Source organism: Pseudomonas kairouanensis, from assembly GCF_004682055.1.
GTDB classification, from domain to species: Bacteria; Pseudomonadota; Gammaproteobacteria; order Pseudomonadales; family Pseudomonadaceae; genus Aquipseudomonas; species Aquipseudomonas kairouanensis.
This window is the reverse complement of sequence record NZ_QUZU01000025.1, coordinates 70,939-93,607: the sequence shown is the minus strand read 5'-3', so window position 1 is coordinate 93,607 and position 22,669 is coordinate 70,939. Positions and strand designations below refer to the sequence as shown.

At 59.4% G+C, this 22,669-nt stretch carries 22 protein-coding genes; 8 read left to right on the top strand and 14 right to left on the bottom strand.

The window, feature by feature from the left end; translation table 11 throughout:
• Window positions 1–72: 72 nt before the first annotated feature.
• The 9 genes from msrQ to mrcB all read right to left on the bottom strand — a co-directional run bounded on the left by msrQ (window position 73) and on the right by mrcB (window position 9,870).
• Complete coding sequence (gene msrQ / locus DYL59_RS19360) at window positions 73–672, bottom strand: protein-methionine-sulfoxide reductase heme-binding subunit MsrQ (RefSeq protein WP_135290598.1); 600 nt, start codon at window positions 670–672, stop codon at window positions 73–75.
• Window positions 672–1,685 carry a protein-methionine-sulfoxide reductase catalytic subunit MsrP gene (gene msrP, locus DYL59_RS19355; RefSeq protein ID WP_135290597.1) on the bottom strand — a complete coding sequence of 338 codons (1,014 nt, stop codon included), beginning with the start codon at window positions 1,683–1,685 and terminating at the stop codon, window positions 672–674. Before msrP ends, msrQ begins: the two co-directional genes overlap by 1 nt.
• A gap of 63 nt (window positions 1,686–1,748) precedes the next feature.
• The gene (gene pssA / locus DYL59_RS19350) at window positions 1,749–2,606 is read right to left on the bottom strand and encodes a CDP-diacylglycerol--serine O-phosphatidyltransferase (protein WP_124527730.1); all 858 of its coding nucleotides are present in this window, start codon (window positions 2,604–2,606) and stop codon (window positions 1,749–1,751) included.
• Window positions 2,607–2,751: 145 nt separating this feature from the next.
• The gene (gene ilvC, locus DYL59_RS19345) at window positions 2,752–3,768 is read right to left on the bottom strand and encodes a ketol-acid reductoisomerase (RefSeq protein ID WP_135290596.1); all 1,017 of its coding nucleotides are present in this window, start codon (window positions 3,766–3,768) and stop codon (window positions 2,752–2,754) included.
• Between the two features lie 47 nt (window positions 3,769–3,815).
• Complete coding sequence (gene ilvN, locus DYL59_RS19340) at window positions 3,816–4,307, bottom strand: acetolactate synthase small subunit (RefSeq protein WP_003176102.1); 492 nt, start codon at window positions 4,305–4,307, stop codon at window positions 3,816–3,818.
• A gap of 2 nt (window positions 4,308–4,309) precedes the next feature.
• On the bottom strand, window positions 4,310–6,034 hold the full coding sequence (locus DYL59_RS19335) for an acetolactate synthase 3 large subunit (protein WP_105523504.1): 1,725 nt from the start codon (window positions 6,032–6,034) through the stop codon (window positions 4,310–4,312).
• A 431-nt stretch (window positions 6,035–6,465) separates the two neighbouring features.
• Window positions 6,466–6,795 (bottom strand): YqcC family protein, encoded by a 330-nt coding sequence (locus DYL59_RS19330; RefSeq protein WP_135290595.1) that lies wholly within the window; start codon window positions 6,793–6,795, stop codon window positions 6,466–6,468.
• Window positions 6,795–7,529, bottom strand: a complete 735-nt coding sequence (locus DYL59_RS19325) for a tetratricopeptide repeat protein (RefSeq protein ID WP_135290594.1) — start codon at window positions 7,527–7,529, stop codon at window positions 6,795–6,797. The genes DYL59_RS19330 and DYL59_RS19325 overlap by 1 nt, the downstream gene beginning before the upstream one ends.
• Before the next feature lie 16 nt (window positions 7,530–7,545).
• Window positions 7,546–9,870, bottom strand: coding sequence for a penicillin-binding protein 1B (gene mrcB, locus DYL59_RS19320; protein WP_135290593.1), 2,325 nt, complete (start codon window positions 9,868–9,870; stop codon window positions 7,546–7,548).
• A gap of 118 nt (window positions 9,871–9,988) precedes the next feature.
• Between mrcB and DYL59_RS19315 the strand changes: the two genes are divergently transcribed.
• The 3 genes from DYL59_RS19315 to DYL59_RS19305 all read left to right on the top strand — a co-directional run bounded on the left by DYL59_RS19315 (window position 9,989) and on the right by DYL59_RS19305 (window position 12,460).
• The gene (locus DYL59_RS19315; protein WP_135290592.1) at window positions 9,989–11,545 is read left to right on the top strand and encodes a bifunctional aminoglycoside phosphotransferase/ATP-binding protein; all 1,557 of its coding nucleotides are present in this window, start codon (window positions 9,989–9,991) and stop codon (window positions 11,543–11,545) included.
• Between the two features lie 93 nt (window positions 11,546–11,638).
• Window positions 11,639–11,983 (top strand): pentapeptide repeat-containing protein, encoded by a 345-nt coding sequence (locus DYL59_RS19310; RefSeq protein ID WP_135290591.1) that lies wholly within the window; start codon window positions 11,639–11,641, stop codon window positions 11,981–11,983.
• A 204-nt stretch (window positions 11,984–12,187) separates the two neighbouring features.
• Complete coding sequence (locus tag DYL59_RS19305) at window positions 12,188–12,460, top strand: TfoX/Sxy family protein (RefSeq protein ID WP_010562703.1); 273 nt, start codon at window positions 12,188–12,190, stop codon at window positions 12,458–12,460.
• A gap of 256 nt (window positions 12,461–12,716) precedes the next feature.
• On the opposite strand, the gene DYL59_RS19300 is transcribed toward DYL59_RS19305, so the two are convergent.
• Genes DYL59_RS19300 through DYL59_RS19290 form a run of 3 tightly spaced genes read right to left on the bottom strand, consistent with a single transcriptional unit; the run spans window position 12,717 to window position 15,396 of the window.
• Window positions 12,717–13,484, bottom strand: coding sequence for a heme ABC transporter ATP-binding protein (locus tag DYL59_RS19300; protein ID WP_135290590.1), 768 nt, complete (start codon window positions 13,482–13,484; stop codon window positions 12,717–12,719).
• Window positions 13,484–14,467: a FecCD family ABC transporter permease gene (locus DYL59_RS19295; RefSeq protein ID WP_167496696.1), complete on the bottom strand. Its 984-nt coding sequence runs from the start codon at window positions 14,465–14,467 to the stop codon at window positions 13,484–13,486. The genes DYL59_RS19300 and DYL59_RS19295 overlap by 1 nt, the downstream gene beginning before the upstream one ends.
• Before the next feature lie 50 nt (window positions 14,468–14,517).
• Entirely contained in the window at window positions 14,518–15,396 is an 879-nt protein-coding gene (locus DYL59_RS19290; protein ID WP_135290588.1) for a heme/hemin ABC transporter substrate-binding protein, read from the bottom strand.
• A 156-nt stretch (window positions 15,397–15,552) separates the two neighbouring features.
• Here DYL59_RS19290 and DYL59_RS19285 point away from each other — a divergent pair, with 156 nt between their 5' ends.
• A complete protein-coding gene (locus tag DYL59_RS19285) occupies window positions 15,553–15,870 on the top strand; it encodes a Rieske (2Fe-2S) protein (RefSeq protein WP_135290587.1) in 318 nt (105 codons plus the stop codon).
• Here DYL59_RS19285 and sfsA read toward each other — a convergent pair.
• Together sfsA and DYL59_RS19275 are read right to left on the bottom strand one after the other, a co-directional pair.
• Window positions 15,867–16,577 carry a DNA/RNA nuclease SfsA gene (gene sfsA, locus DYL59_RS19280; RefSeq protein ID WP_135290586.1) on the bottom strand — a complete coding sequence of 237 codons (711 nt, stop codon included), beginning with the start codon at window positions 16,575–16,577 and terminating at the stop codon, window positions 15,867–15,869. The genes DYL59_RS19285 and sfsA overlap by 4 nt on opposite strands.
• Window positions 16,577–17,749, bottom strand: a complete 1,173-nt coding sequence (locus DYL59_RS19275) for a pyridoxal phosphate-dependent aminotransferase (protein ID WP_135290585.1) — start codon at window positions 17,747–17,749, stop codon at window positions 16,577–16,579. The genes sfsA and DYL59_RS19275 overlap by 1 nt, the downstream gene beginning before the upstream one ends.
• 319 nt (window positions 17,750–18,068) lie before the next feature.
• Between DYL59_RS19275 and dksA the strand changes: the two genes are divergently transcribed.
• The 4 genes from dksA to DYL59_RS19255 all read left to right on the top strand — a co-directional run bounded on the left by dksA (window position 18,069) and on the right by DYL59_RS19255 (window position 22,651).
• Complete coding sequence (gene dksA / locus DYL59_RS19270; RefSeq protein WP_005791430.1) at window positions 18,069–18,503, top strand: RNA polymerase-binding protein DksA; 435 nt, start codon at window positions 18,069–18,071, stop codon at window positions 18,501–18,503.
• Between the two features lie 83 nt (window positions 18,504–18,586).
• A complete protein-coding gene (gluQRS, locus tag DYL59_RS19265) occupies window positions 18,587–19,474 on the top strand; it encodes a tRNA glutamyl-Q(34) synthetase GluQRS (RefSeq protein WP_135290584.1) in 888 nt (295 codons plus the stop codon).
• 62 nt (window positions 19,475–19,536) lie between these two features.
• Window positions 19,537–19,713: a hypothetical protein gene (locus DYL59_RS19260; RefSeq protein WP_003176118.1), complete on the top strand. Its 177-nt coding sequence runs from the start codon at window positions 19,537–19,539 to the stop codon at window positions 19,711–19,713.
• A complete protein-coding gene (locus tag DYL59_RS19255; protein ID WP_167496695.1) occupies window positions 19,697–22,651 on the top strand; it encodes a sensor histidine kinase in 2,955 nt (984 codons plus the stop codon). The genes DYL59_RS19260 and DYL59_RS19255 overlap by 17 nt, the downstream gene beginning before the upstream one ends.
• Window positions 22,652–22,669: the final 18 nt, after the last annotated feature.

Sequence of the window (22,669 nt, the reverse complement as noted above, 5' to 3'; positions counted from 1 at the left end):
TCCGGAAGTGGGGCGAATTATAGGCTTCCAGAATCTGCCGTCAACCTTTAATTCTGATTTTGTTGCAGAAGGTTATTTTTTGGCGATAAGCCTTGGGATGCGGCGCATCACGGGCGGTAGTCGCAGGGCCAGCAGCAGCACACCTATAGATGCATAGATCGCCCACTCCTTCAGATCAGCACGCACGATCCACAACATATGCAGTAGGCCTAGCCCCAGAATCACATATACCAATCGATGCAGCTTCTTCCATCGCCCCCCCAATCGACGCTGACTGTAGCGATTAGACGTAACTGCCAATACCAGCAGCGAGAGAAAACCCAGTGCGCCCACGATGATATAAGGCCGCTTGCGCAACTCTACGCCCAACTGCGACCAATCCAGCCCAAGAACAAACACACAATAAGCCGCCAAGTGCAGTACGACATAAGCAAAGCACCACAACCCCAATTGGCGACGTACCGCTATCCACCCCGCCCAACCGCTCAGCTTCTGTAGCGGCGTCATTGCCAACGTGATCAGCAGCAGGATCAACGTTCCAAGCCCCAACCGATCAACCAGCACTTTCCCAGGATCAGGCCCCAGGACCGAGTTCCACGCCTCATATAGCCAAAACAGCGGCCACACGGCGGCTGCTATAAAGACGCCAATGCGCCAGATCGGATAACGCATCAATAGTTTTTCCGTAGATCCAGACCGGTATATAGAGATGCCACTTCATCCGAGTAGCCATTGAACATCTGCGTCTCACGCACATTGGGACTGAACAAACCGCTCGGCAAACGGCGCTCCCGCGCCTGCGTCCAGCGAGGGTGATCGACGGTAGGGTTCACATTCGCATAGAAGCCATACTCATTCGCCGCGATGCTTTGCCAAGTGGTTTTCGGTTGCTCACTCACAAGGCTGATCCGCACGATGGACTTGACGCTCTTGAAGCCATACTTCCACGGCACCACCAGGCGCAACGGTGCGCCATTCTGATTGGGTAATTCGCGCCCATACATCCCCACGGCAAGGATCGCCAATGGATTCATCGCCTCATCCAAACGCAAGCCTTCTACATAAGGCCAATCAATCAGGCCGAAGCTCGAACGCTGACCGGGCATGCTCTTGGGATCCTGCAACGTTTCAAACCGGATGTATTTCGCTTTGGAGGTCGGCTCGACTTGCTTGAGCAAGGCAGAAATAGGGAACCCAATCCAAGGAATGACCATCGACCACGCCTCGACACAGCGCAAACGATAGATCCGCTCCTCCAATTGGTAAGGCTTCATGAAGTCCTCGAGGGCATAACGCCCAGGCTTCGCAACCTCTCCATCGATTACCACACTCCACGGCTCAGTCTTGAGTGCCCCCGCATTCGCAGCGGGATCAGCCTTGTCAGTGCCGAATTCGTAAAAATTGTTGTAGTGGGTCGCATCTTTGAAGGGGGTGATAGCCTCTCCGCTTACCGTCACAGCCTGCCATTTGGTTTCCGGCAGCTTCTGGGCAAACCAGCTCGGCGCCTTGCCTGGCTCGACATCGGCATAACGAGAGGCTTCCTCTGCACTGGCCCAATGCGGCAAGCTACTGGCGGCAATGCCAGCAAGCGCACCACCGAGCAGACGGCGACGAGAGAAATAGAGGGATTCAGGCGTGACATCCGATTCGTGGCAATCGGACGCTTTTGGCAATTTGATTAACATGGCAACTCCGCGGCATTGGAGAACTGATGCACCAATAGACTGCGGAGTATGGGGGAAATTACATTAAGGCAATGTTTTGTCCCGACGCAGATGCAGTAAATATTGCACTGGGCCGGAAGCCGCATAAACCAAGAATGCCAGCAGCAGGATCCGCGGTGGGTCACTGAAGACCACTGCGAACACCAGGACAACCGCAAGGATCGCCACGAAAGGCACACGCCCTTTCAAATCCAGCTCCTTGAAGCTGTTGTACTTGATATTACTGACCATCAGCATTCCCGCGGCCGCAACCATCAAGGCCACCAGGAACGACATCTTCGAGCCCTGGATACCGTAGTCACTGAATGCCCAGACGATACCCGCCACGACACCCGCCGCAGCCGGACTGGCCAAGCCGATGAAGTAACGCTTGTCGGCTGTACCCACCTGCGTATTGAAGCGAGCCAAACGCAAAGCAGCGCCCGCCACATAGATGAAGGCAACCATCCAGCCAACTTTGCCCATATCACCCAGCGCCCAGGCAAACGCCAGCAGAGCAGGTGCAACGCCAAACGCGACCATGTCCGATAACGAGTCGTACTCGGCACCAAACGCGCTCTGGGTATTGGTCATGCGCGCCACGCGACCATCAAGGCCATCGAGCACCATGGCGACGAAAATAGCGATAGCGGCAAACCCGAAGTATTTGCTGGCACTTACCGCATCCCCCGCCGCCAACGCACTTTGAGCGCTCATGGAGTTGATGATTGAATAAAAGCCGGCAAACAGGTTCGCCGTGGTGAACAGGTTGGGCAGAAGATAGATGCCACGATGCCGGACCTTGCGGCCTTCCGCGTCATGCCCTTCTTCGACATGCTCATCGATCGGTAGCAGGCTTTCGGCGTCAGAGGCCTGGTTTGGCTCTTCGGGACGTTCGCTCATGGACTTTACCTTGCAACGGTGTGAAAAAAATTCGACAGGTACTTGCGGCCAGTGTTCGCCCGCAAACGATGCAGCTTTATACCAGAACCCGCCCCCCAAACGAAAAAACGCGGCCTAGGCCGCGTTTTTCCTTGAGACGTACGACTTAGTTTTTGGCTTTGTCGACGATCTTGTTGGCACCGATCCACGGCATCATGGAGCGCAGCTCCTCGCCGATCACTTCGATACCGTGAGCGGCGTTGTTACGACGCTTGGCGGTCATCGAAGGGTAGCCGGTAGCACCTTCGGTGATGAACATTTTGGCGTATTCGCCGTCCTGAATACGTTTCAGGGCGTTGCGCATAGCCTGACGAGACTCGGCGTTGATAACTTCCGGGCCAGTCACGTACTCACCGTATTCGGCGTTGTTGGAGATCGAGTAGTTCATGTTGGCGATACCGCCTTCGTACATGAGGTCAACGATCAGTTTCAGTTCGTGCAGGCATTCGAAGTAGGCCATTTCTGGCGCATAGCCAGCTTCAACCAGGGTTTCGAAACCGGCTTTGACCAGCTCAACGGTACCGCCGCACAGAACGGCTTGTTCGCCGAACAGGTCGGTTTCGGTCTCGTCCTTGAAGGTGGTTTCGATGATGCCGGTACGGCCGCCACCGACGCCAGCAGCGTAGGACAGTGCTACGTTTTTGGCATTGCCCGAAGCGTCCTGGTAGATCGCGATCAGGTCAGGAATGCCGCCGCCGCGAACGAATTCGGAACGTACGGTGTGGCCAGGAGCCTTCGGCGCGATCATGATCACGTCGAGGTCGGCGCGCGGCACAACCTGGTTGTAGTGAATGGCGAAGCCGTGGGAGAAGGCCAGGGTAGCGCCCTTCTTGATGTTCGGTTCGATTTCGTTTTTGTACAGCGCAGACTGGAACTCGTCCGGGGTCAGGATCATGACCAGGTCGGCAGCAGCAACAGCAGAAGCAACGTCAGTCACTTTCAGGCCGTGGGCTTCAGCCTTGGCAACAGTGGCCGAGCCTTTGCGCAGGCCAACAGTCACGTCAACGCCGGAATCTTTCAGGTTGCAAGCTTGTGCGTGACCCTGGGAGCCGTAGCCGATAATGGCGACTTTCTTGCCCTGGATGATCGACAGGTCACAATCTTTATCGTAATAAACTTTCATGAGGTTCCTCTATATATCCAGGCCGTAAGGCCATTCGCTAATTTGGTTTAGATGCTGAGTACTTTGTCGCCACGGGCAATCCCGGTGACACCACTGCGTACCGTTTCCAGAATCGAGGCCGTCCCGATCGACTGGATGAAGCTGTCCAGCTTGTCGCTTGTACCGGTCAGTTGAACGGTATAAACGCTGGCGCTCACATCGACGATCTGCCCGCGATAAATATCGGTAGTGCGCTTGATCTCGGCACGTTGGGCACCCGTGGCCTTGACCTTGACCAGCATCAGCTCACGCTCGATGTGGGCACTTTCCGACAGGTCGACCAGCTTGACCACTTCGATCAGCTTGTTGAGGTTCTTGGTGATCTGCTCGATCACCTCATCGTGGCCCACGGTGGTCAGCGTCAAACGCGACAGCGTCGGGTCTTCGGTCGGCGCCACGGTGAGGCTTTCGATGTTGTAGTTGCGTTGCGAAAACAGGCCGACAACACGGGACAGAGCGCCGGGTTCGTTCTCCAGAAGCAGGGAGATAATGTGCCGCATGATTAAGTACGCTCCGTCTTGTTCAGCCACATGTCGCGCATAGAGCCGTCTTTGATCTGCATCGGGTAGACGTGCTCGCTGGTATCCACCTGAATATCGATGAACACCAGGCGGTCCTTCATGGCGAACGCCTCTTCCATCTTCGGCTTCAGATCTTTCAAATCGGTGATGCGAATGCCGACATGGCCATAGGCTTCAACCAACTTGACGAAATCCGGCAGCGATTCCATGTAGGAATGGGAGTGACGGCTACCGTAGCTCATGTCCTGCCACTGGCGAACCATACCCAGCACGCCGTTGTTCAAGCAGACGATCTTCACCGGAAGGCCGTACTGCAGGCACGTCGACAGCTCCTGGATGTTCATCTGGATGCTGCCCTCACCGGTGACGCACGCCACGTCGGTGTCCGGGAAGCTCAGTTTCACGCCCATGGCCGCAGGGAAACCAAAGCCCATCGTGCCCAGGCCGCCGGAGTTGATCCAGCGGTTAGGCTTGTCGAACTTGTAGTACTGCGCGGCGAACATCTGGTGCTGGCCCACGTCGGAGGTCACAAAGGCGTCGCCCTTGGTCACTTCGCACAGGGTCTCGATCACGGTTTGTGGCTTGATGATGCTGCCGTCGCCCTTGTCGTAAGGGAACAGGCCGCGATCACCACGCCATTCGTCGATCTGCTTCCACCAACTGGCAACGGATTCCTTGTTCGGCGTTTCGCCGATGTCCTTGAGCGCAGCGACCATTTCGGTCAATACGCTTTCCACAGGACCTACAATCGGCACGTCGGCCTTGATGGTCTTGGAGATGGATGCCGGGTCGATGTCGATATGGATGATCTTGGCATTCGGGCAGAACTTGCTCGCGCCGTTGATCACCCGGTCATCGAAACGCGCACCCACGGCCAGGATCACGTCGGCGTGGTGCATGGTCAGGTTGGCGGTGTAGCTACCGTGCATACCGAGCATGCCGACGAACTGACGGTCCGAACCCGGGAATGCGCCGAGGCCCATCAGGGTATTGGTCACCGGCAGATTGAGCAGCTTGGCCAGTTCGGTCAGGGGAGCAGAACCACCGCCCAGAATCACGCCGCCACCCGAGTAGAGCACTGGACGCTTGGCCGCCAACAGCATTTCTGCCGCTTTGCGGATTTGGCCCGAGTGCCCACGAACAGCCGGGCTGTAGGAACGCAGCTTGGCTTTCTTGGGGAAGACGTATTCGAATTTTTCCGCCGGGTTGGTCATGTCTTTCGGGATATCGACCACCACAGGACCCGGGCGACCGGACTGTGCAAGGTAGAAGGCCTTTTTCATGACTTCCGGAATTTCCGACGCGTGCTTGATCATGAAGCTGTGTTTCACGATCGGCCGGGAGATACCGATCATGTCGGTTTCCTGGAATGCATCGGTACCGACCATGGTGCTTGCCACCTGGCCAGAAATGATCACCATCGGAATGGAGTCCATATACGCAGTCGCGATGCCGGTAATGGCATTGGTTGCGCCTGGGCCGGACGTCACCAGTACCACACCGGCTTTACCGGTGGCACGGGCATAACCGTCAGCCATATGGGTTGCAGCTTGTTCATGGCGAACCAGGATGTGGGTAACAGCCGGTTCCTTGAACAATGCGTCGTAGACATGCAGCAGAGCACCACCTGGGTACCCGTAGATATAGTCGACGCCTTCGTCACGCAAAAAGCGGACGAGCATCTCACCGCCAGATAAAAGCTCCACGTTGTTCACCTCTAAAACGCCAGAATACCGTCCGTTGAAAACCGACGGGTCTTAATAGGTTTACTTCTCAACAGAGCATGAGCGACGGTGGTCGCCGACTACGTCAGCACTGACTGAGCAAGTATTGGGATCGTCCCAAGTGTTGCGGGCTTTTCCCACCCAGCGCGAGGTAACGCGTTGCGGGTGTAACAGGTCGGCGCGGATGTGCGCCTCATGATCTGCTGAGCGGGCCTGCTTCTGGCAGTCCCGATACAGCGGACTTTGGATTCTTCTGTTTCACGCCCTTCAAGTCAAGTAATAATTGCGCTTTTTTCCAAGTAAGCGCATGAGAACGTAGAAGAAAGGGCTTTGAGGAGGGATAAAACTCGCCTGAATGTCGTCAAGCGGTAGAAATGTGCGCAAGACTGCCGGAAAACCCGACAGTCAGGCAATTAACGAGCGTCGACGATCAGTTGGTCGAACTTTTTCAGCGCATTACGCAAGCCAAGGCTCTCGCGCGGGCGGTCGGCGTAGACCATCTCGGCCATCTCCAGAATCCCCGAAGCGTTGGGCAGCGGCAGGTCCTGTTCAAGAATCTGCTTCATGCGCACCAGGAAGATCCATTGCAACCATTGATGGAAGTCCAGGGTATCTACCGAAAAGGGCTCGACACTGCTGAGCGCTTCGGCACTGGGGGACACTTCGTCCCACCAGCCCTGTACACGCAATTCGCGCTCGATCAGCAACAACTGCTCGGCAATGGCAGGAAAGCGCACATCCATCAGTAGGTAACCTTGCCTTTTTGCCGCGCCTGGGCGGCACCGGCAGCATCGCCTTGCGCAGCACGGGCATCACCGATCAAGGCCCACAGGTTGGCTTGCAGGTCAGGGCGACCGTTGGCCAGGGTCAAGCCACGACGGGCGAACTGCTCCGCTTGTGGCGCATCGCCCTGGGCCATGCGCACCTGGGCCAGGCGATACAGAACCTGCGGTTCGCGGGGGGCAACACGCTGGGCACGTTCCAGACTCGACGAGGCACCGTTCAGGTCGCCACCGGCCTGCTGTTGCTGGGCGGTGGTCAGCAGGGCCAGGACCGGACCGTCCAATTGCTCGTCAGCCGACAGGCCTCCGGAGTTGGACGACGATGGAATGCCGCTCGGCGTCGACGGCACGTTGTAGGTGCCTTGATTGATTGGCGCCGTTTGAATTGGCGTGGAATCAATCGGCCCCGAGGTGCTTGGTCCTGGGGTCCACGGCTCGGCACTGATCGGCGCCGAGGTCGCTGCACCACCGCCCGGCACCATCACCACCACGCCAGAATCCTGTGGCACGGCCTGAGCCTTGGCCTGGGCAGGGCGATTGGTCACGGTTTGACGGAACCCGCCATTGGCCGAGATCCGGTCGTTATTGGAGACAGCGGTGCTCGAATCCACCACGGGAATTGAGCCGCGCTGCACGCTGGCGCAACCATTGAGCAAAGCCAGAGCTGTAATAGCTGGAAACAACCACTTGTTCACATGAAACCCTCTTTGCTTAATTCATCCAGCCCTTGACCCAATCCATCACCGATTCGGCGTCGGCTGGCGCACTGCCGCCGCACGCCGCACCGGGTGGCGGCTCGCTGCCGCGAATATACGGCATCTGCACGGCGCCCGGACAGTTGGCATCCGAGCCCTGCCCTGTGTGCGGATCAATCCAGGCCTGCACAATGTTGTCTGGCTGCGGCATGTTCAGCGGCAACGGATCTGCCTTGCGCATGAAACTGGTCCAGACCTGCAGCGCACCGGTCGCACCGGTGAACGGCGTCTTGCCGTTGTCATCACGGCCCATCCACACCACCGCCAGCACATCCTGGCCAAAACCTGCAAACCAACTGTCGCGCGAGTCGTTACTGGTACCTGTCTTGCCTGCCAACGTCAGGTTGGAAGGCAAGACTTTATAGACCGAGCTACCCGTACCTTCACGCATCACGCGCTGCATGGCGTTCTGGATCAGGTAGATCGAGCCCGCGTCGAACCGTTGCTGGATCTGGAACGGGTAACGCTTGAGGGGCTCGCCCTCGGCAGTCAATACACTGCGGATCCCGCGCATCGGCGTATTGAAACCGCCGTTGGCAAGGGTCTGGTACATGGTGGCGACTTCCATCGGCGTCATTGCGCCAGCCCCCAGCAGGATCGACGGGAAGGCCGGGAACTCCCGAGTGATGCCCAATCGCCCAAGAGTTTTCAGCACATTCGGCACGCCCACTTCGAGCCCGAGGCGTGAAGTGGAAATGTTGTAGGAATGCGCCAACCCCTGGTACAGGAATACGGTGCCATGGGAACGGCGATCGAAGTTCTGCGGCGTCCAGACCTGACCATCGCCCCCCTTGACCGACAACGGATCATCGGACAGCCAACTGGTCAGGGTGTATTTGCTCGGTTTTTCCAACGCAGTCAGGTAAACCGCCGGCTTGACCAACGAACCTATCGGCCGCACTGCGTCCAGCGCACGGTTGAAACCGGCAAAACTGGCCAGACGGCTCCCCACCAGGGCCTGGACTTCACCAGTTTCCGGGTTGGTCACGACCATGGCCGCTTCAACTTCGTCGGAGCCTTTGCGTCCTGTCATGCGCTTGAAGGTGTCGTTGACCGACGCCTCGGCTTTCATCTGCAGGATCGGGTCGAAGCTGGTGAAGATCCGCAGGCCTTCTTCGGTCAAGTCTTCGTCGCGGTAGTCTTCACGCAACTGGCGTTTGACCAGGTCGATAAAGCCTGGGAAGGAACTGTCCGCGAGCTTGCCGCGCGTGGTGACGCCCAATGGCATCTTTTTCGCTGCGGCGACTTGCTCAGCCGTGGCCACGCCCTGCTGCTCAAGCACGTCCAGCACCAGGTTACGGCGTTCCAGCGCACGCTCGGGGTTGCGACGCGGGTTGTAGTAGGACGGCCCCTTGACCATGCCCACCAGCAACGCAACCTGATGCAACTTCAGTTCAGACAGCGGCTGGCCAAAGAAGAACTGGCTGGCCAAGCCGAAACCGTGCACCGCGCGCTGGCCATCCTGGCCGACGAACACCTCGTTGAGGTACGCCTCGAGGATCTCCTGCTTGCTGTAGTGCATCTCCAGCAGCATCGCCATCATGGCTTCGGTGAGTTTACGGGTCAGGCTGCGCTCATTGGTCAGGTAGAAGTTCTTGACCAATTGTTGCGTGAGCGTGCTGCCGCCCTGGGTCATCTTGCCGCCCGAGGTGTTGACCCAGACTGCGCGGGCAATCGACTTCGGCGAAACGCCCCAGTGATGATAAAAGTCGCGATCTTCTACCGCGACCAGGGTTTCGAGCAGGTACGGTGGCACCTGATCAAGTTTGATCAGGATGCGATCTTCAAGGTTTTTCGGGTAAATGCCGCCGATCATCAAGGGTTCCAGGCGCACGACGGGCAGCTTGGAACCATTGAGCGACGACAGCTCAGCCACGTAGTCGCCGGAGAACCGTACGCGCACAGGCTGGGCTTTTTCCAGGCCTTCGTAGAACTGGAAGCCGCGGGTATTCAAGTCGACGGTATTGCCGCTGACGGCCGCCGCGCCCGGGCCATTGCTCACGGGTTCGCGGCGATAGCCCAGGGCGTCGAGTTCGGTAAGGAAGTCATCCTTGCTCAGTTTCTGGCCGGTGAACAATTCCAGCGGGCGTGCATACACCTTGGCAGGAATGGTCCAGCGCTTGCCGGAGAACTTCTCCTGGACCACAGCGTCGAGGTACACCGCGAAGCCGGCGAGGACCACAAGGCCAACCAGGCTGAGCTTCAACGCCCAGCCCAGCCACGGGCGCAGGCCGCGGGAAGGAGGTTTTTTACGGGTACGGGGAGATCGGGTTCGAGTCATGGCGGCGGATTATACGCACTTTATTGATGATCAACATGAGCCGGACAGCGGTTTGCACAGCAGGCTTGAGCAGCCATAATGCCCGCCATGATTTTCCCCAGACTCTGAAGGATCGCCCGTGAGCCAGTCCCTGATCGCAGCCTTGCAAAACCCGGCTTTGTACCCGCATCCGGTTGAAGCGTTCCACGTCATCGAAACCCATATTTCCTGGGTCATCCTGACCGGCCCCTACGCGTACAAATTGAAGAAACCGATGAACTTCGGCTTCCTGGACTTCACCTCCCTGGAAGACCGCGGCCACTTCTGCCGGGAAGAACTGCGCCTCAACCAGCGCCTGACTGAAGATTTGTATCTTGAAGTGTTGCCAGTAACCGGCACTGCCGACGCGCCGCAATTGGGTGGCGAAGGCCCGGTGATCGAATACGCGCTGAAAATGCGCCAGTTCCCGCAAAGCCAATTGCTCAGCACCTTACAAGCCAATGGCGAGGTGACCAGCGCGCATATTGATGAAATGGCCAAGCAGATCGCGCACTTCCACCTCAACGCACCCAAAGTGCCGCAGGATCACCCGGCGGGAACTCCGGACGAAGTGATGGCACCGGTACGGCAGAACTTCGATCAGATTCGCCCCTTCCTCAGCGACAAGGCCGACCTGGTCCAACTCGAAGCCCTGCAAGCCTGGGCCGAAAGCAGCTTCGAGCGCCTCAAGCCCCTGCTGGCGCAGCGTAAGCTGGATGGTTTCACTCGCGAATGCCATGGTGATATCCACCTGGGCAACATCACGCTGATCGACGGCAAGGTCGTGATCTTCGACTGCATCGAGTTCAACGAGCCGTTTCGCTTCACTGACGTGTACGCCGACACCGGCTTCCTGGCCATGGACCTTGAAGACCGTGGCCTCAAGTCCCTGGCGCGGCGTTTCATCAGCCAATACCTGGAACTGACCGGCGACTATCAGGGCCTGGAAGTGCTGAACTTCTATAAAGCGTACCGTGCACTGGTGCGCGCCAAGATCGCGCTGTTCAGCATGCCGGGCGATGCAAGCCCGGTGCAACGCGCCACCAGCCTGCGCCAGTACCGCAACTACGCCAACCTGGCAGAAAGCTACAGCGTTATCCCTTCGCGCTTCCTGGCAATTACCCACGGCGTTTCGGCGGTTGGCAAAAGCCAGGTCTCCATGCGCCTGGTGGAGGCGCTGGGGGCCGTGCGCCTGCGCTCGGATGTAGAGCGCAAGCGCCTGTTCGGCGAGCAACAGGTTGAGAACACGCCACAGGCGGGTATCTATGCTGCAGACGCTAGCGCTGCCACCTATGCGCGCTTGAATGAAATCGCCGGTACCGTGCTGCGTGCAGGCTTCCCAGTGGTATTGGATGCCACCTTCCTGAAACGCGTACAGCGCGACGCCGCAGCTAAAGTGGCCGAAGCCACGGGGGCTCCGTTCCTGATTCTGGACTGCAACGCGCCTCAAGCCGTTATTGCCAGCTGGCTGGCACAACGTCAGGCGGATAAAAACGATCCTTCCGACGCCACATTGGCCGTTATCGAAGAGCAACAGGCCAATCGGGAGCCACTCACCGCCGAGGAGCTACTCCTCAGCAAACGCGTCGAGACCAATGAAAGCGGGACTCTTGATGCGCTGGTGGCCCACATACGGCAATGCCTGCCGGGCCTGTAAGAAAAATTTCTTGGTCGTGTCGTCTACTTTAGGCGCACGACCGAGCAATAGTGGCACTATAATGGCGTCATAAAACCAACAGGAGTCGCCGTCATGAGTCAGCCCAAGCTTCTTGATACCCCGCTCTACTCGCTCCTGCACAAGGACGACATCCGCGGCTTCAACCAGGAACGCCCCAAAGACGGCACCATCGACATGCGCGGTGGCGACTTCCGAGGGTTGGACTTGCGGGAGCTGAACGCCTCCGGCGTCGACTTCACTGATGCGTACTTCCGCTCCACCGACTTGCGCGGCCTGGACTTGCGCGACTGCTCGCTGGAAGGCGCCAGCCTGGCCCATGCGCAGATCTCGGGCACCTACTTCCCGCCTGAGCTGACAGCCGACGAAATCCTGATGTCGGTCAATTTCGGTACCCGTCTGCGCTATCGCACCAAGTAATCCGTGCGGCTTCTGCCCCGGCTCTCGTCAAGCGCGCCGGGGCTGTCGCACGCCCCCGCCGTCAAAATCCCCGCGCCATTCTTATAAGCTTTTAAGCCGCTTCTGACCAAAGAACCACGCTTTTCCTACTGAGCGCTACACTCCTTTTCAGGCTTGCCTGGTCACGATACCCACCGCACCATTCGGCCGTCGCAAGGAGGCTTGATGAACGATGAGCTGCAACACCTGAAAAACCTCGGCAAGACGTCAGCACAGTGGCTGCATGCGGTGGGCATCCACAGTGCGTCCGACCTGCGTCGCCTGGGAGCGGTCGATGCCTACCGAGCCGTACGCACACGCGGGTTCCGGGCATCGAAAGTGCTGCTGTATGCAATCGAGGGGGCTTTGATGGATGTGCATTGGAATGACATCCCTGCCGAACGCAAGGAAGCATTGAACCGTCAACTAGACGCTATTTCGGCCCGTCAAAAAAATTAGATCAGCGACCAAACCCAATACCAGCAGGACTTGCGAGCAACCGTTTGAGAAAACCAGAACTTCGTGCAAAAACAACTGTTGACTCTCAAATGAGAATCGTTATGATTATCACAACTGGTCGCGAGATCAGCCGATAACTGAAAGACCATTGGTTCGGACTCTCAGATTATCTCCTCATCAGGCTAATCACGGTTATTTGACCCGGCTTTTGCCGGGTCTTTTTTTGCCTGCAGAAAACCGTTCATAAAACGCCCGATCAGCGCGCAATGATTAACGGATGCCCACGCTCCGGATGGGGTTGTACCAAGACTTCCAACCCGAACACCGCCTTCAACGACTCAGGGCGCATGACGTGCTCAGGTGTGTCCAAGGCATGGGGGCGCCCCTGCTCAAGCAGCAGAATTCGATCACAGTAACGCGCCGCCAGATTCAGGTCGTGAAGAATCACCAGCACCGCCGCCCCTCGATCAGCAAATGTGCGGATAGCCTGCAAGGTTGTGTGCTGATGCAAGGGATCCAGCATCGACGTCGGCTCATCCAAGAGCAACGTCTGCCCCGCCTCACCCGGCCATAACTGCGCCAGCACCCGCGCCAGGTGCACTCGCTGACGCTCACCGCCCGACAACGCCAGGTAGCTGCGACCACTCAAGTGCCCGACATCTGCCGCCTGCAACGCCGCGTGGATAATTGCCTCGTCGCGCACACGCCCCGTCTGATGAGGCAGGCGCCCCATGCCCACCACCTCTTCAACGCGGAAAGCGAAGTCCAGCGTCGATGTTTGCGGCAGCACCGCCAGGCGTTGCGCCCGCTGAGCGCCGCTCCATTGGCTCAGCTCGCACTGGTCCAGCCACACCTTGCCTTGGTGAGGAGCCAGCTCACCGCTCAATGCCCCCAGCAAGGTGCTCTTGCCCGCGCCATTGGGGCCCAGCACGCCGAGCACCTCGCCGGGCAACAGGTCGAGCGTGACATCCGCCAGCACGGTTTTGCGTCCACGACGTATCTGCAGATCGTCCACACGCAGCATCAGGCACGCCCCCGCAACAACAGGTAAAGAAAAAACGGCGCACCGATAAACGCAGTGACAATCCCGATGGGCAGTTCCGCCGGCGCCAAAGCGAGCCGCGCAACCAAGTCGGCCAACAGCAACAAGCTCGCCCCCGCCAACACGGAGGCCGGCAGCAGCACCCGATGATCCGGCCCCGCCAGCAACCGCACCAGGTGCGGCACCACCAGCCCCACAAAACCAATCATGCCCGCCGCCGCCACTGCTGCGCCCACTCCCAGCGCCGTACAAAACACCAACTCGCGCTTGACGCCTTCTACATCAACCCCGAGGTGATTGGCCTCGGACTCGCCAAGCAGCAAGGCATTCAACGCCCTGGCCCGACGCGGCAACCACAGGGCAACACCGGCACTCACCAGCAATAAGGGCCATAGCCGCGAGTAGCTGGCACCATTGAGGCTGCCCAGGTTCCAGAACGCCAGGGTACGCAGGGTCGCGTCATCCGCCAGATAGGTGAACAGCCCCACCGCCGAACCGGCAAGCGCTGTAAGGGCAATGCCAGCGAGCAACATTGTCGCGACATTGGTCTGGCCATGGCGTCGCCCCAGTCGATAGACCAGCGCCGTCACGCCCAGGCCACCCAGAAACGCACACAACGAAAGAAGATATGGCCCGAGCGCCTCCGGCAAACCGCCAACATACGACCCGCCGACAATCGCAATCGCGGCCCCCAGCGCCGCACCACTGGACACCCCAACCAATCCCGGATCCGCCAACGGGTTGCGAAACAACCCCTGCATCGCCACACCCGACAACGCCAGCACACCACCTACCGCCAACCCCAGCAAGGTGCGCGGCAAGCGGATCTGCCCCAGGATCAGCTCTGCCTGCTCCAACCCTTGAGCGTCAATGGGCGCCCCCATCATGCGCAAGGCAACCTTGAGTGTGTCCAGTAACGGCAGGCTGACCGGCCCCAAGGCCAATGAAAGCCAGATCGCCAGCACGCATAACAGCGCCAGCCCAATAAACAACGTGCGCGGTTTAACCAAAGTGGTCATGGGTTGGGGTTAGCCTGGGACGGATAAAAACCGGCAGACAGCTTTACAAGGCTTTGCGGCAGACGCGGCCCCAGCCCACCCACCAACAGCGTCGGGTCCAACTCAATGACCCGCCCACTCTTGGCGGCCGGTGTCGAGGCCAGGATCGGGTTTTCTTTGAACAAGGCAGCACGCGCCGCATCGCCGGTCAGGGCACGGTCGGCAAACACCAGTACATCCGGGCTCAACCCCGCCAACGATTCCACCGAAAACGGCTTGTAACCGCTGTGGGTAGCCAGGTTATGCCCGCCGGCTTTCTGCAACATCCAGTCGGCTGCCGTGTCTTTGCCGGCGATCAGCGGTTTTCCGCCTGCATGCCCGAGCAACAGCAAAACACCTGGTGCCTTTTGCGCGGACTGAGCCTTGGCCACCCAGTTTTTTTGCTGATCGAGCGCCTGCTCATATCCGGCAAACAATTCGTCGGCCTTCGCCTCGCTGCCCAATAGCTTGCCCAGGTGCTGGAGGTTGCCTTTGAGCGTGGACAGATCCGGCTGCGCGGAGAACATCTCCACCTGCACCCCCGCGCTACGGATTTGCGCCAGCACCGGCGGCGGCCCCATTTCCTCGGTCCCCACCAGCACCTGCGGGCGCAAGCTCAGGATGCCCTCGGCCGACAACTGCCGCTGATAGCCAATGCTCGGCAATGCCTTGAGCGACTCCGGATGCTGACTCGTGGTGTCGACCCCCACCAACTTCGACTCCCCGCCCAAGGCCGTCACCCACTCCGACAGCGCCCCACCGGCACTGACCCAGCGCTGTGGCAGTTCAGAGGCATGCACCCCAGGGTTGACCAGCAGTAAGGCAACAAGCGCAATAGCGCTGGCACTCAGGCGCATAACAGGGTTTCCTTCCAAGGGCAGGGCCGCTCAAGCGCTCACTGATGTGACAGATAACCCCTGCCGCGCATCGTATTGAGCGCCCGATCAGCCGACGGGCGAAGCCGGCATTTGATAATTGTTTGCATTTGAACGTCAAGGCACTTAAGGATCGAAATGAAGTTTCTCTGCCCCTCCGACAGCCTTGCGCCAGGCAGCAGCCTGGGTTTTGAAATCGATGGTTGCAAATTGTTGGCGGTACGCCGGGACGGTGTTGCCTACTTTTATATCAACCGCTGCCCCCATCGCGGCATTCCACTGGAATGGCAAGCCAACCAATTTCTGGACTCAAGCGCCAGCCTGATCCAGTGCGCCACCCACGGTGCCCTGTTCCTGATCGAAAGCGGCGAGTGCATCGCCGGCCCCTGCGCCGGGCAAAGCCTCAGGGCCTTGCCCGGTCGAGAAGATGCGCAGGGTCTGTGGGTAGAGCTCTAGTCGAGCAGCACGTCCAAGCGACGCTCAACCACCACCTCTTCGGGCGTTACCCGTACGCCGTAGGCCAACACTTGCACACCGGCCGCCTTGGCCTCACGTAAAGCAGCGGCGTAACCGGCGTCAATCTCCACGGCCGGGCGTACCGCCTCAATTCCAGAGAGGTTGACGCAATACAACTGCACCGCGCGCACCCCGTCGCGTGCCAGATGGGCCAATTCCCGCAGGTGCTTGGCACCGCGCTGGGTCACCGCATCTGGGAAGGCTGCCACGGTGGTGCCGTCAAAGCCCAGGGTCACGCTTTTGACTTCGACAAAAGCTGAGCCGTCTGGGTAATCCAGGCGGAAATCGATGCGACTATTCTCCTGGCCATAAGGTACCTCGCGCTTCAGCGCAGTGAAGCCATTGAGTTCAGCGATCACCCCCGCGCGCAACGCCTCCTCGACCAACTGATTGGCCCGCGCCGTGTTCACGCACGCGAGGCGCCCTTGGGGGGTCTCGGCAATTTCCCAGGTGCCGGGTAACTTGCGCTTGGGGTCATTGGAGCGACTGAACCAAACCTGCCCGCCTTCCACCATGCAGTTGAGCATCGAGCCCGTATTCGGACAGTGAATCGTCAACAACTCGCCGCTAACGGTCTCGATATCGGTCAGAAAACGCTTATATCGACGAATCAAGCGCGCTTCTTCGAGGGGAGGATTAAAACGCATCAGCCTTGCCAACTCCGTAAGCCACGGGCAATTCGTTCAACCGCTTCCTGGAGCCGATCAAGGTTTTGCGTGTAGGCAAACCGCACATGGTGGCCGGCTTGATGGCGGCCGAAGTCCAGACCCGGCGTAAAGGCGACATGCTCGGTTTCCAAGAAATGCTGGCAGAACGCGAAGGCATCGCCGCCGAACTGGCTGATATCGGCGTACAAATAAAACGCCCCCTCCGGCTCGACGGCGATGCCGAAGCCCAGTTCACGCAATGCCGGCAGCAGGAAGTCGCGTCGACGGCCGAATTCCGCGCGGCGCGCTTCCAGGATGCTTAGGGTCTGCGGCTCAAAACAGGCCAGCGCTGCGTACTGAGCCATGCTGGGCGCACTGATATAGAGATTTTGCGCCAGCTTTTCCAACTCTCCGACTGCGGCGGGAGGCGCCACCAGCCAACCCAGGCGCCAGCCGGTCATGCCGAAATACTTAGAAAAACTATTTAGAACGAAGGCGTCATCGTCCACTTCCAGCACGCTCGCCGCGTCGGTGCCGTAGGTGAGGCCGTGGTAAATCTCGTCTACCACCAAGTGCCCATCGCGCGCCTTGATAGCGCTCGATAGCCCGGCCAACTCATCGCGCGTCAGGAGGGTGCCAGTGGGGTTGGCCGGGGATGCCACCAGTGCGCCCACGCTGTCTTGGTTCCAATGCTTGGCCACCAGCTCGGCGTTCAATTGGTAGCGCACGTCCGGCCCTACTGGCACCAGTTGCGCCGCCCCTTCCACCAGCCGCAGGAAATGACGATTACACGGGTAGCCAGGGTCGGCCAGCAACCAGTGCTTGCCAGGGTCCACCAGCAGGCTGCTGGCCAGCAACAAAGCACCGGAACCGCCCGGCGTGATCAGGATGCGCTCGGAGTCAACGTTCAGCCCGTAGCGCTGCTGATAAAAACCACTGATCGCCTCACGCAACTCGGGCAGGCCACGGGCTGCGGTGTAACGCGTCTTGCCATTGGCCAGCGCCGCCTGACCGGCCTGGATGATCGGTTCGGCGGTGGTGAAATCCGGCTCGCCGATCTCCAGATGGATCACATCATGGCCGGCGGCCTGCAGCTCGTTGGCACGCGCCAGCAACGCCATGACATGAAAAGGTTCGATGGCGCGACTGCGCGCACTGTAGGGCTTGGCCATTAGCCTTCCTTAACGGTGAGGACAAAATCAGGATTCTACCGAACCGGCGCGCTAAAACATGTTCTATTGCCTGCCCGGCTACCTGTGCGGTTCGGGCAAGCGCTGGCAAAACGACTAAAATCAACATTCGAGACCTTTCATACCCAGCCACGACGGGGCGCTTCTGTTTGCGACCCAGACGGCATGGGCCTCGACAACCGGGAGTGGCGCACCCCGAATCTATCTGGTAAGTTCGCCCGCTTGCAGCCGCAGGGCCGGCAGGTGTCGGTGACGTTGCAATCCTGCGCAATGGATTAGAAGAGTGAGAGGCGGTCTATTCATGTCCACCCAAGCAAAGCAACAGAGCATCAGCGGTTTCCAACCCTACGTTGAGTCCAAGGGTGAGGAATACATGGGCAAGCCCATGCGCGAGCACTTCTCCAAAATCCTGAAGCAGTGGAAGCAGGACTTGATGCAGGAAGTCGACCGCACGGTTGACCACATGAAGGACGAAGCCGCCAACTTCCCGGACCCGGCCGACCGTGCCAGCCAGGAAGAGGAATTCGCCCTCGAACTGCGTGCCCGCGATCGCGAGCGAAAGCTGATCAAGAAAATCGACAAGACGCTGCAACTGATCGAAGACGAAGAATACGGCTGGTGCGAATCCTGCGGCGTCGAGATCGGTATCCGTCGCCTGGAAGCCCGCCCTACCGCGGACCTCTGCGTAGACTGCAAGACCTTGGCTGAAATCAAGGAAAAACAGGTCGGCAAGTAATCCTTCCGAGCTGAACGAATGGGGCGTACCAACGCCCCATTTTTGTTTCTGGCGTTTACCGATTTTCCAGTAGTATCCGGCCCATGACAGCCTCTACCTATATCGGGCGTTTCGCCCCTACGCCCAGCGGCCACTTGCATTTTGGCTCCCTGGTCGCCGCCCTCGCCTCCTACCTCGATGCCCGCGCCAATCATGGCCGCTGGCTGATGCGCATGGAAGACCTCGACCCTCCCCGTGAAGAGCCCGGCGCCCAGGCGGCGATTCTGCACGCCCTTGAAAGCTACGGTTTTGAGTGGGACGGGGAACTGGTCCGACAAAGCGAGCGGCATGACGCCTACGCCAAAGTGCTGAACGATATGTTCAACCATGGCCTGGCCTACGCGTGCACCTGTTCACGCAAGCAATTGGAAGCCTATAACGGGATCTACCCTGGCCTGTGTCGCAACGCCGGTCACGATCAGCAAGACGCCGCCATCCGTTTGCGTGTACCGGAACTGGAATATCACTTTACCGACCGTGTACAGGGCGAATTCCGACAGCACCTGGGCCGCGATGTAGGCGACTTCGTCATCCGTCGCCGAGACGGCCTCTACGCCTATCAACTCGCCGTGATCCTCGACGATGCCTGGCAAGGCGTCACCGATATCGTGCGCGGCGCCGACCTGCTCGACTCCACGCCCCGCCAGCTCTACCTGCAGGAACTGCTGGGCCTGCGCCAACCGCGCTATCTGCATGTGCCACTGATCATCCAGCCGGATGGCAACAAGCTGGGCAAATCCTATCGCTCCCCGCCGTTGACACCCGACCAGGCCACGCCTTTGCTGTTAAGAGCCTTGCGCGCCCTTGGCCAGCAACCCGGCAGCGAATTGCTGCACGCCAGCCCGCGGGAACTGCTGGATTGGGGCATTGCCCATTGGGATGCAACCAAGATCCCCCGCACACTCACCCTGGCCGAAGCGCAATTGAGCTGAAGGCGCTTGCAGCTTGCCAGCCATCCGTTACCATCGCGGCAGTTTTTCAATCAGAGGCCAACATGTACATCTATCGATTGGTCCTGCTGCTGGTCGTCGGGATCTACCTGTTTTCCCCCGCCATCATGGATTGGTGGATCGACGCCACGGGCGCCTGGTATCGCCCCTATCTGCTGTGGCTGATCCTGATCGTCGTGACATTCATCCTGCAGAGCCAAAAAGATGCCGATGAGCTTTAGTCTCACCCAGATGCTGTTGATCAGCGCCGCCTACCTGGCCGCGTTGTTCGCAGTAGCCTGGATCAGTGAGCGTGGAATGATTCCACGGGCGATCATTCGCCATCCGTTGACCTACACCTTGTCCCTTGGCGTCTATGCCAGTGCCTGGGCATTTTATGGCACGGTGGGCCTGGCCTATCAGTACGGCTATGGCTTTCTCTCCAGCTACCTCGGGGTATCCGGCGCGTTCCTGCTGGCGCCGGTGCTGCTGTACCCGATCCTGAAAATCACCCGCACCTATCAACTGTCGTCCCTGGCCGACCTGTTCGCCTTCCGTTTTCGCAGCACCTGGGCGGGCGCACTGACCACGGTGTTCATGCTGATCGGCGTGCTGCCGTTGCTGGCGTTGCAGATTCAGGCTGTGGCCGATTCCATCAGCATCCTCACCCGCGAACCCGTGCAGCATCGTGTCGCCCTGGCGTTCTGCGCGCTGATCACCTTGTTCACCATTTTCTTCGGCTCGCGCCATATCGCCACCCGCGAAAAACATGAAGGCCTGGTCTTCGCGATTGCCTTCGAGTCGGTGATCAAGTTGATCGCCATCGGCGGCGTCGGCCTTTACGCGCTCTATGGCGTGTTCGACGGTCCGCAACAGTTGGAACTGTGGTTGCTGCAAAACCAGACCGCCCTCGCCGCGCTGCACACACCGTTGCAAGAAGGCCCATGGCGCACGCTGCTGCTGGTGTTCTTTGCCTCGGCCATCGTGATGCCGCACATGTACCACATGACCTTCACCGAAAACCTCAACCCGCGCTCCCTGGTCAGCGCCAGCTGGGGCCTGCCGCTGTTCCTGCTGTTGATGAGCCTGGCGGTGCCGCTGATCCTGTGGGCCGGTTTGAAGTTGGGCGCTACCACCAACCCCGAGTACTTCACCCTGGGGATCGGCATCGCGGCCAACAGCCCGGCCCTGGCGCTGCTGGCGTATGTCGGCGGGCTTTCAGCGGCCAGCGGGTTGATCATCGTCACCACCCTGGCGCTATCAGGCATGGCGCTCAACCACCTGGTGCTCCCGCTGTACCAGCCTCCGGCAGAAGGCAATATCTACCGTTGGCTGAAATGGACACGCCGGGCGTTGATCGTTGCGATCATCATGGCCGGCTACGGTTTTTACCTGCTGCTGGGCGCCGGACAAGACCTGGCCAACCTGGGCATCGTCGCGTTTGTGGCGACCTTGCAGTTCCTGCCGGGGGTGTTGTCGGTTTTGTACTGGCCAACGGCCAACCGTCGGGGTTTCATCGCGGGGTTGCTGGCGGGGATCCTGGTGTGGATCGTCACCATGCTGCTGCCGCTGGTCGGCAACCTGCAGGGCTTCTACATCCCGCTGCTGAACATGATCTACGTGCTGGACGACACCAGCTGGCACATGGCGGCGATTGCCTCCCTGGCCGCCAACGTGCTGATGTTCACCCTGATCTCGCTGTTCACCAACGCCAGCGCCGAAGAAACCAGCGCCGCCGAAGCCTGTGCGGTAGACAACGTGCGCCGCCCGCAACGCCGCGAATTGCACGCAGCTTCGCCCCAGGAGTTCGCCACACAGCTGGCCAAACCCTTGGGCGCCAAGGCTGCGCAAAAGGAAGTCGAACAGGCCCTACGGGACCTCTATCTCCCGTTCGACGAGCGTCGCCCTTACGCATTGCGCCGCCTGCGTGACCGTATCGAAGCCAACCTGTCCGGCCTGATGGGCCCCAGTGTGTCCCAGGACATGGTCGAAACCTTCCTGCCCTACAAGGCCGGTGGCGAAAACTACGTGACCGAAGACATCCACTTCATCGAGAGCCGTCTGGAGGATTACCACTCACGCCTCACCGGCCTTGCCGCCGAACTCGATGCCCTGCGCCGTTACCACCGCCAGACGTTGCAGGAGTTGCCGATGGGTGTGTGCTCCCTGGCCAAGGATCAGGAGATCCTGATGTGGAACAAGGCCATGGAAGAACTCACCGGCATTGCTGCGCAGCGGGTGGTGGGCTCACGCCTGAACACCCTCGGTGAACCGTGGAAAGAATTGTTGCAAGGTTTTATCAACCTGCCCGACGAGCATTTGCACAAACAACACCTGGCCCTCGACGGTCAGACGCGCTGGCTTAACCTGCACAAGGCAGCCATCGACGAACCTCTCGCCCCTGGCAACAGCGGCCTGGTGTTGTTGGTGGAAGACCTGACCGAAACCCAGATGCTCGAAGACAAACTCGTACACTCCGAGCGCCTGGCCAGCATTGGTCGCCTGGCAGCGGGGGTGGCCCATGAGATTGGCAACCCGATCACCGGTATCGCGTGCCTGGCGCAAAACCTGCGCGAAGAGCGCGAAGAAGATGGCGAAATCACCGAGATCAGCGGGCAGATCCTCGAACAGACCAAGCGCGTTTCGCGCATCGTGCAGTCGCTGATGAGTTTTGCCCACGCCGGCGCCCACCAAAATCAGGATGAAGCGGTGTGCCTGGCCGAAGTGGCGCAGGATGCCATTGGGCTGCTGGCCTTGAACCGGCGCAATTTCGAAGTACAGTTCTTCAATTTGTGCGACCCCGAACATTGGGTCGATGGCGACTCCCAACGCCTGGCCCAAGTGCTGATCAACCTGTTGTCCAACGCCCGTGACGCTACCCCTGCCGGAGGCGCGGTACGTGTCAAGACCGAGGCTTTCGAGCACACGGTCGACCTGATCGTCGAAGACGAAGGCAGCGGCATTCCACAGAACATCATGGACCGATTGTTCGAACCCTTCTTCACCACCAAGGACCCCGGTGAAGGTACCGGTCTGGGCCTTGCACTGGTCTATTCCATCGTTGAAGAGCATTATGGACAAATCACCATCGACAGCCCGGCTGACACCGAAAGCCAACGCGGCACCCGTATTCGGGTGACCTTGCCGCGTCATGTCGAAGCGACGTCCGCTGTGAACTGAGACCGTCGAGAGAATTGA

Excerpts from the sequence above, each read along its gene's own strand:
- ilvN (WP_003176102.1), bottom strand. The coding sequence starts at position 4,307 with ATGCGGCACATTATCTCCCTGCTTCTGGAGAACGAACCCGGCGCTCTG.
- DYL59_RS19330 (WP_135290595.1), bottom strand. The coding sequence starts at position 6,795 with ATGGATGTGCGCTTTCCTGCCATTGCCGAGCAGTTGTTGCTGATCGAG.
- msrQ (WP_135290598.1), bottom strand. The coding sequence starts at position 672 with ATGCGTTATCCGATCTGGCGCATTGGCGTCTTTATAGCAGCCGCCGTG.
- pssA (WP_124527730.1), bottom strand. The coding sequence starts at position 2,606 with ATGAGCGAACGTCCCGAAGAGCCAAACCAGGCCTCTGACGCCGAAAGC.
- DYL59_RS19305 (WP_010562703.1), top strand. The coding sequence starts at position 12,188 with ATGAACGATGAGCTGCAACACCTGAAAAACCTCGGCAAGACGTCAGCA.
- DYL59_RS19285 (WP_135290587.1), top strand. The coding sequence starts at position 15,553 with ATGAAGTTTCTCTGCCCCTCCGACAGCCTTGCGCCAGGCAGCAGCCTG.
- msrP (WP_135290597.1), bottom strand. The coding sequence starts at position 1,685 with ATGTTAATCAAATTGCCAAAAGCGTCCGATTGCCACGAATCGGATGTC.
- DYL59_RS19310 (WP_135290591.1), top strand. The coding sequence starts at position 11,639 with ATGAGTCAGCCCAAGCTTCTTGATACCCCGCTCTACTCGCTCCTGCAC.
- ilvC (WP_135290596.1), bottom strand. The coding sequence starts at position 3,768 with ATGAAAGTTTATTACGATAAAGATTGTGACCTGTCGATCATCCAGGGC.
- DYL59_RS19290 (WP_135290588.1), bottom strand. The coding sequence starts at position 15,396 with ATGCGCCTGAGTGCCAGCGCTATTGCGCTTGTTGCCTTACTGCTGGTC.
- mrcB (WP_135290593.1), bottom strand. The coding sequence starts at position 9,870 with ATGACTCGAACCCGATCTCCCCGTACCCGTAAAAAACCTCCTTCCCGC.
- DYL59_RS19275 (WP_135290585.1), bottom strand. The coding sequence starts at position 17,749 with ATGGCCAAGCCCTACAGTGCGCGCAGTCGCGCCATCGAACCTTTTCAT.
- DYL59_RS19300 (WP_135290590.1), bottom strand. The coding sequence starts at position 13,484 with ATGCTGCGTGTGGACGATCTGCAGATACGTCGTGGACGCAAAACCGTG.
- sfsA (WP_135290586.1), bottom strand. The coding sequence starts at position 16,577 with ATGCGTTTTAATCCTCCCCTCGAAGAAGCGCGCTTGATTCGTCGATAT.
- DYL59_RS19255 (WP_167496695.1), top strand. The coding sequence starts at position 19,697 with ATGCCGATGAGCTTTAGTCTCACCCAGATGCTGTTGATCAGCGCCGCC.
- dksA (WP_005791430.1), top strand. The coding sequence starts at position 18,069 with ATGTCCACCCAAGCAAAGCAACAGAGCATCAGCGGTTTCCAACCCTAC.
- DYL59_RS19260 (WP_003176118.1), top strand. The coding sequence starts at position 19,537 with ATGTACATCTATCGATTGGTCCTGCTGCTGGTCGTCGGGATCTACCTG.
- gluQRS (WP_135290584.1), top strand. The coding sequence starts at position 18,587 with ATGACAGCCTCTACCTATATCGGGCGTTTCGCCCCTACGCCCAGCGGC.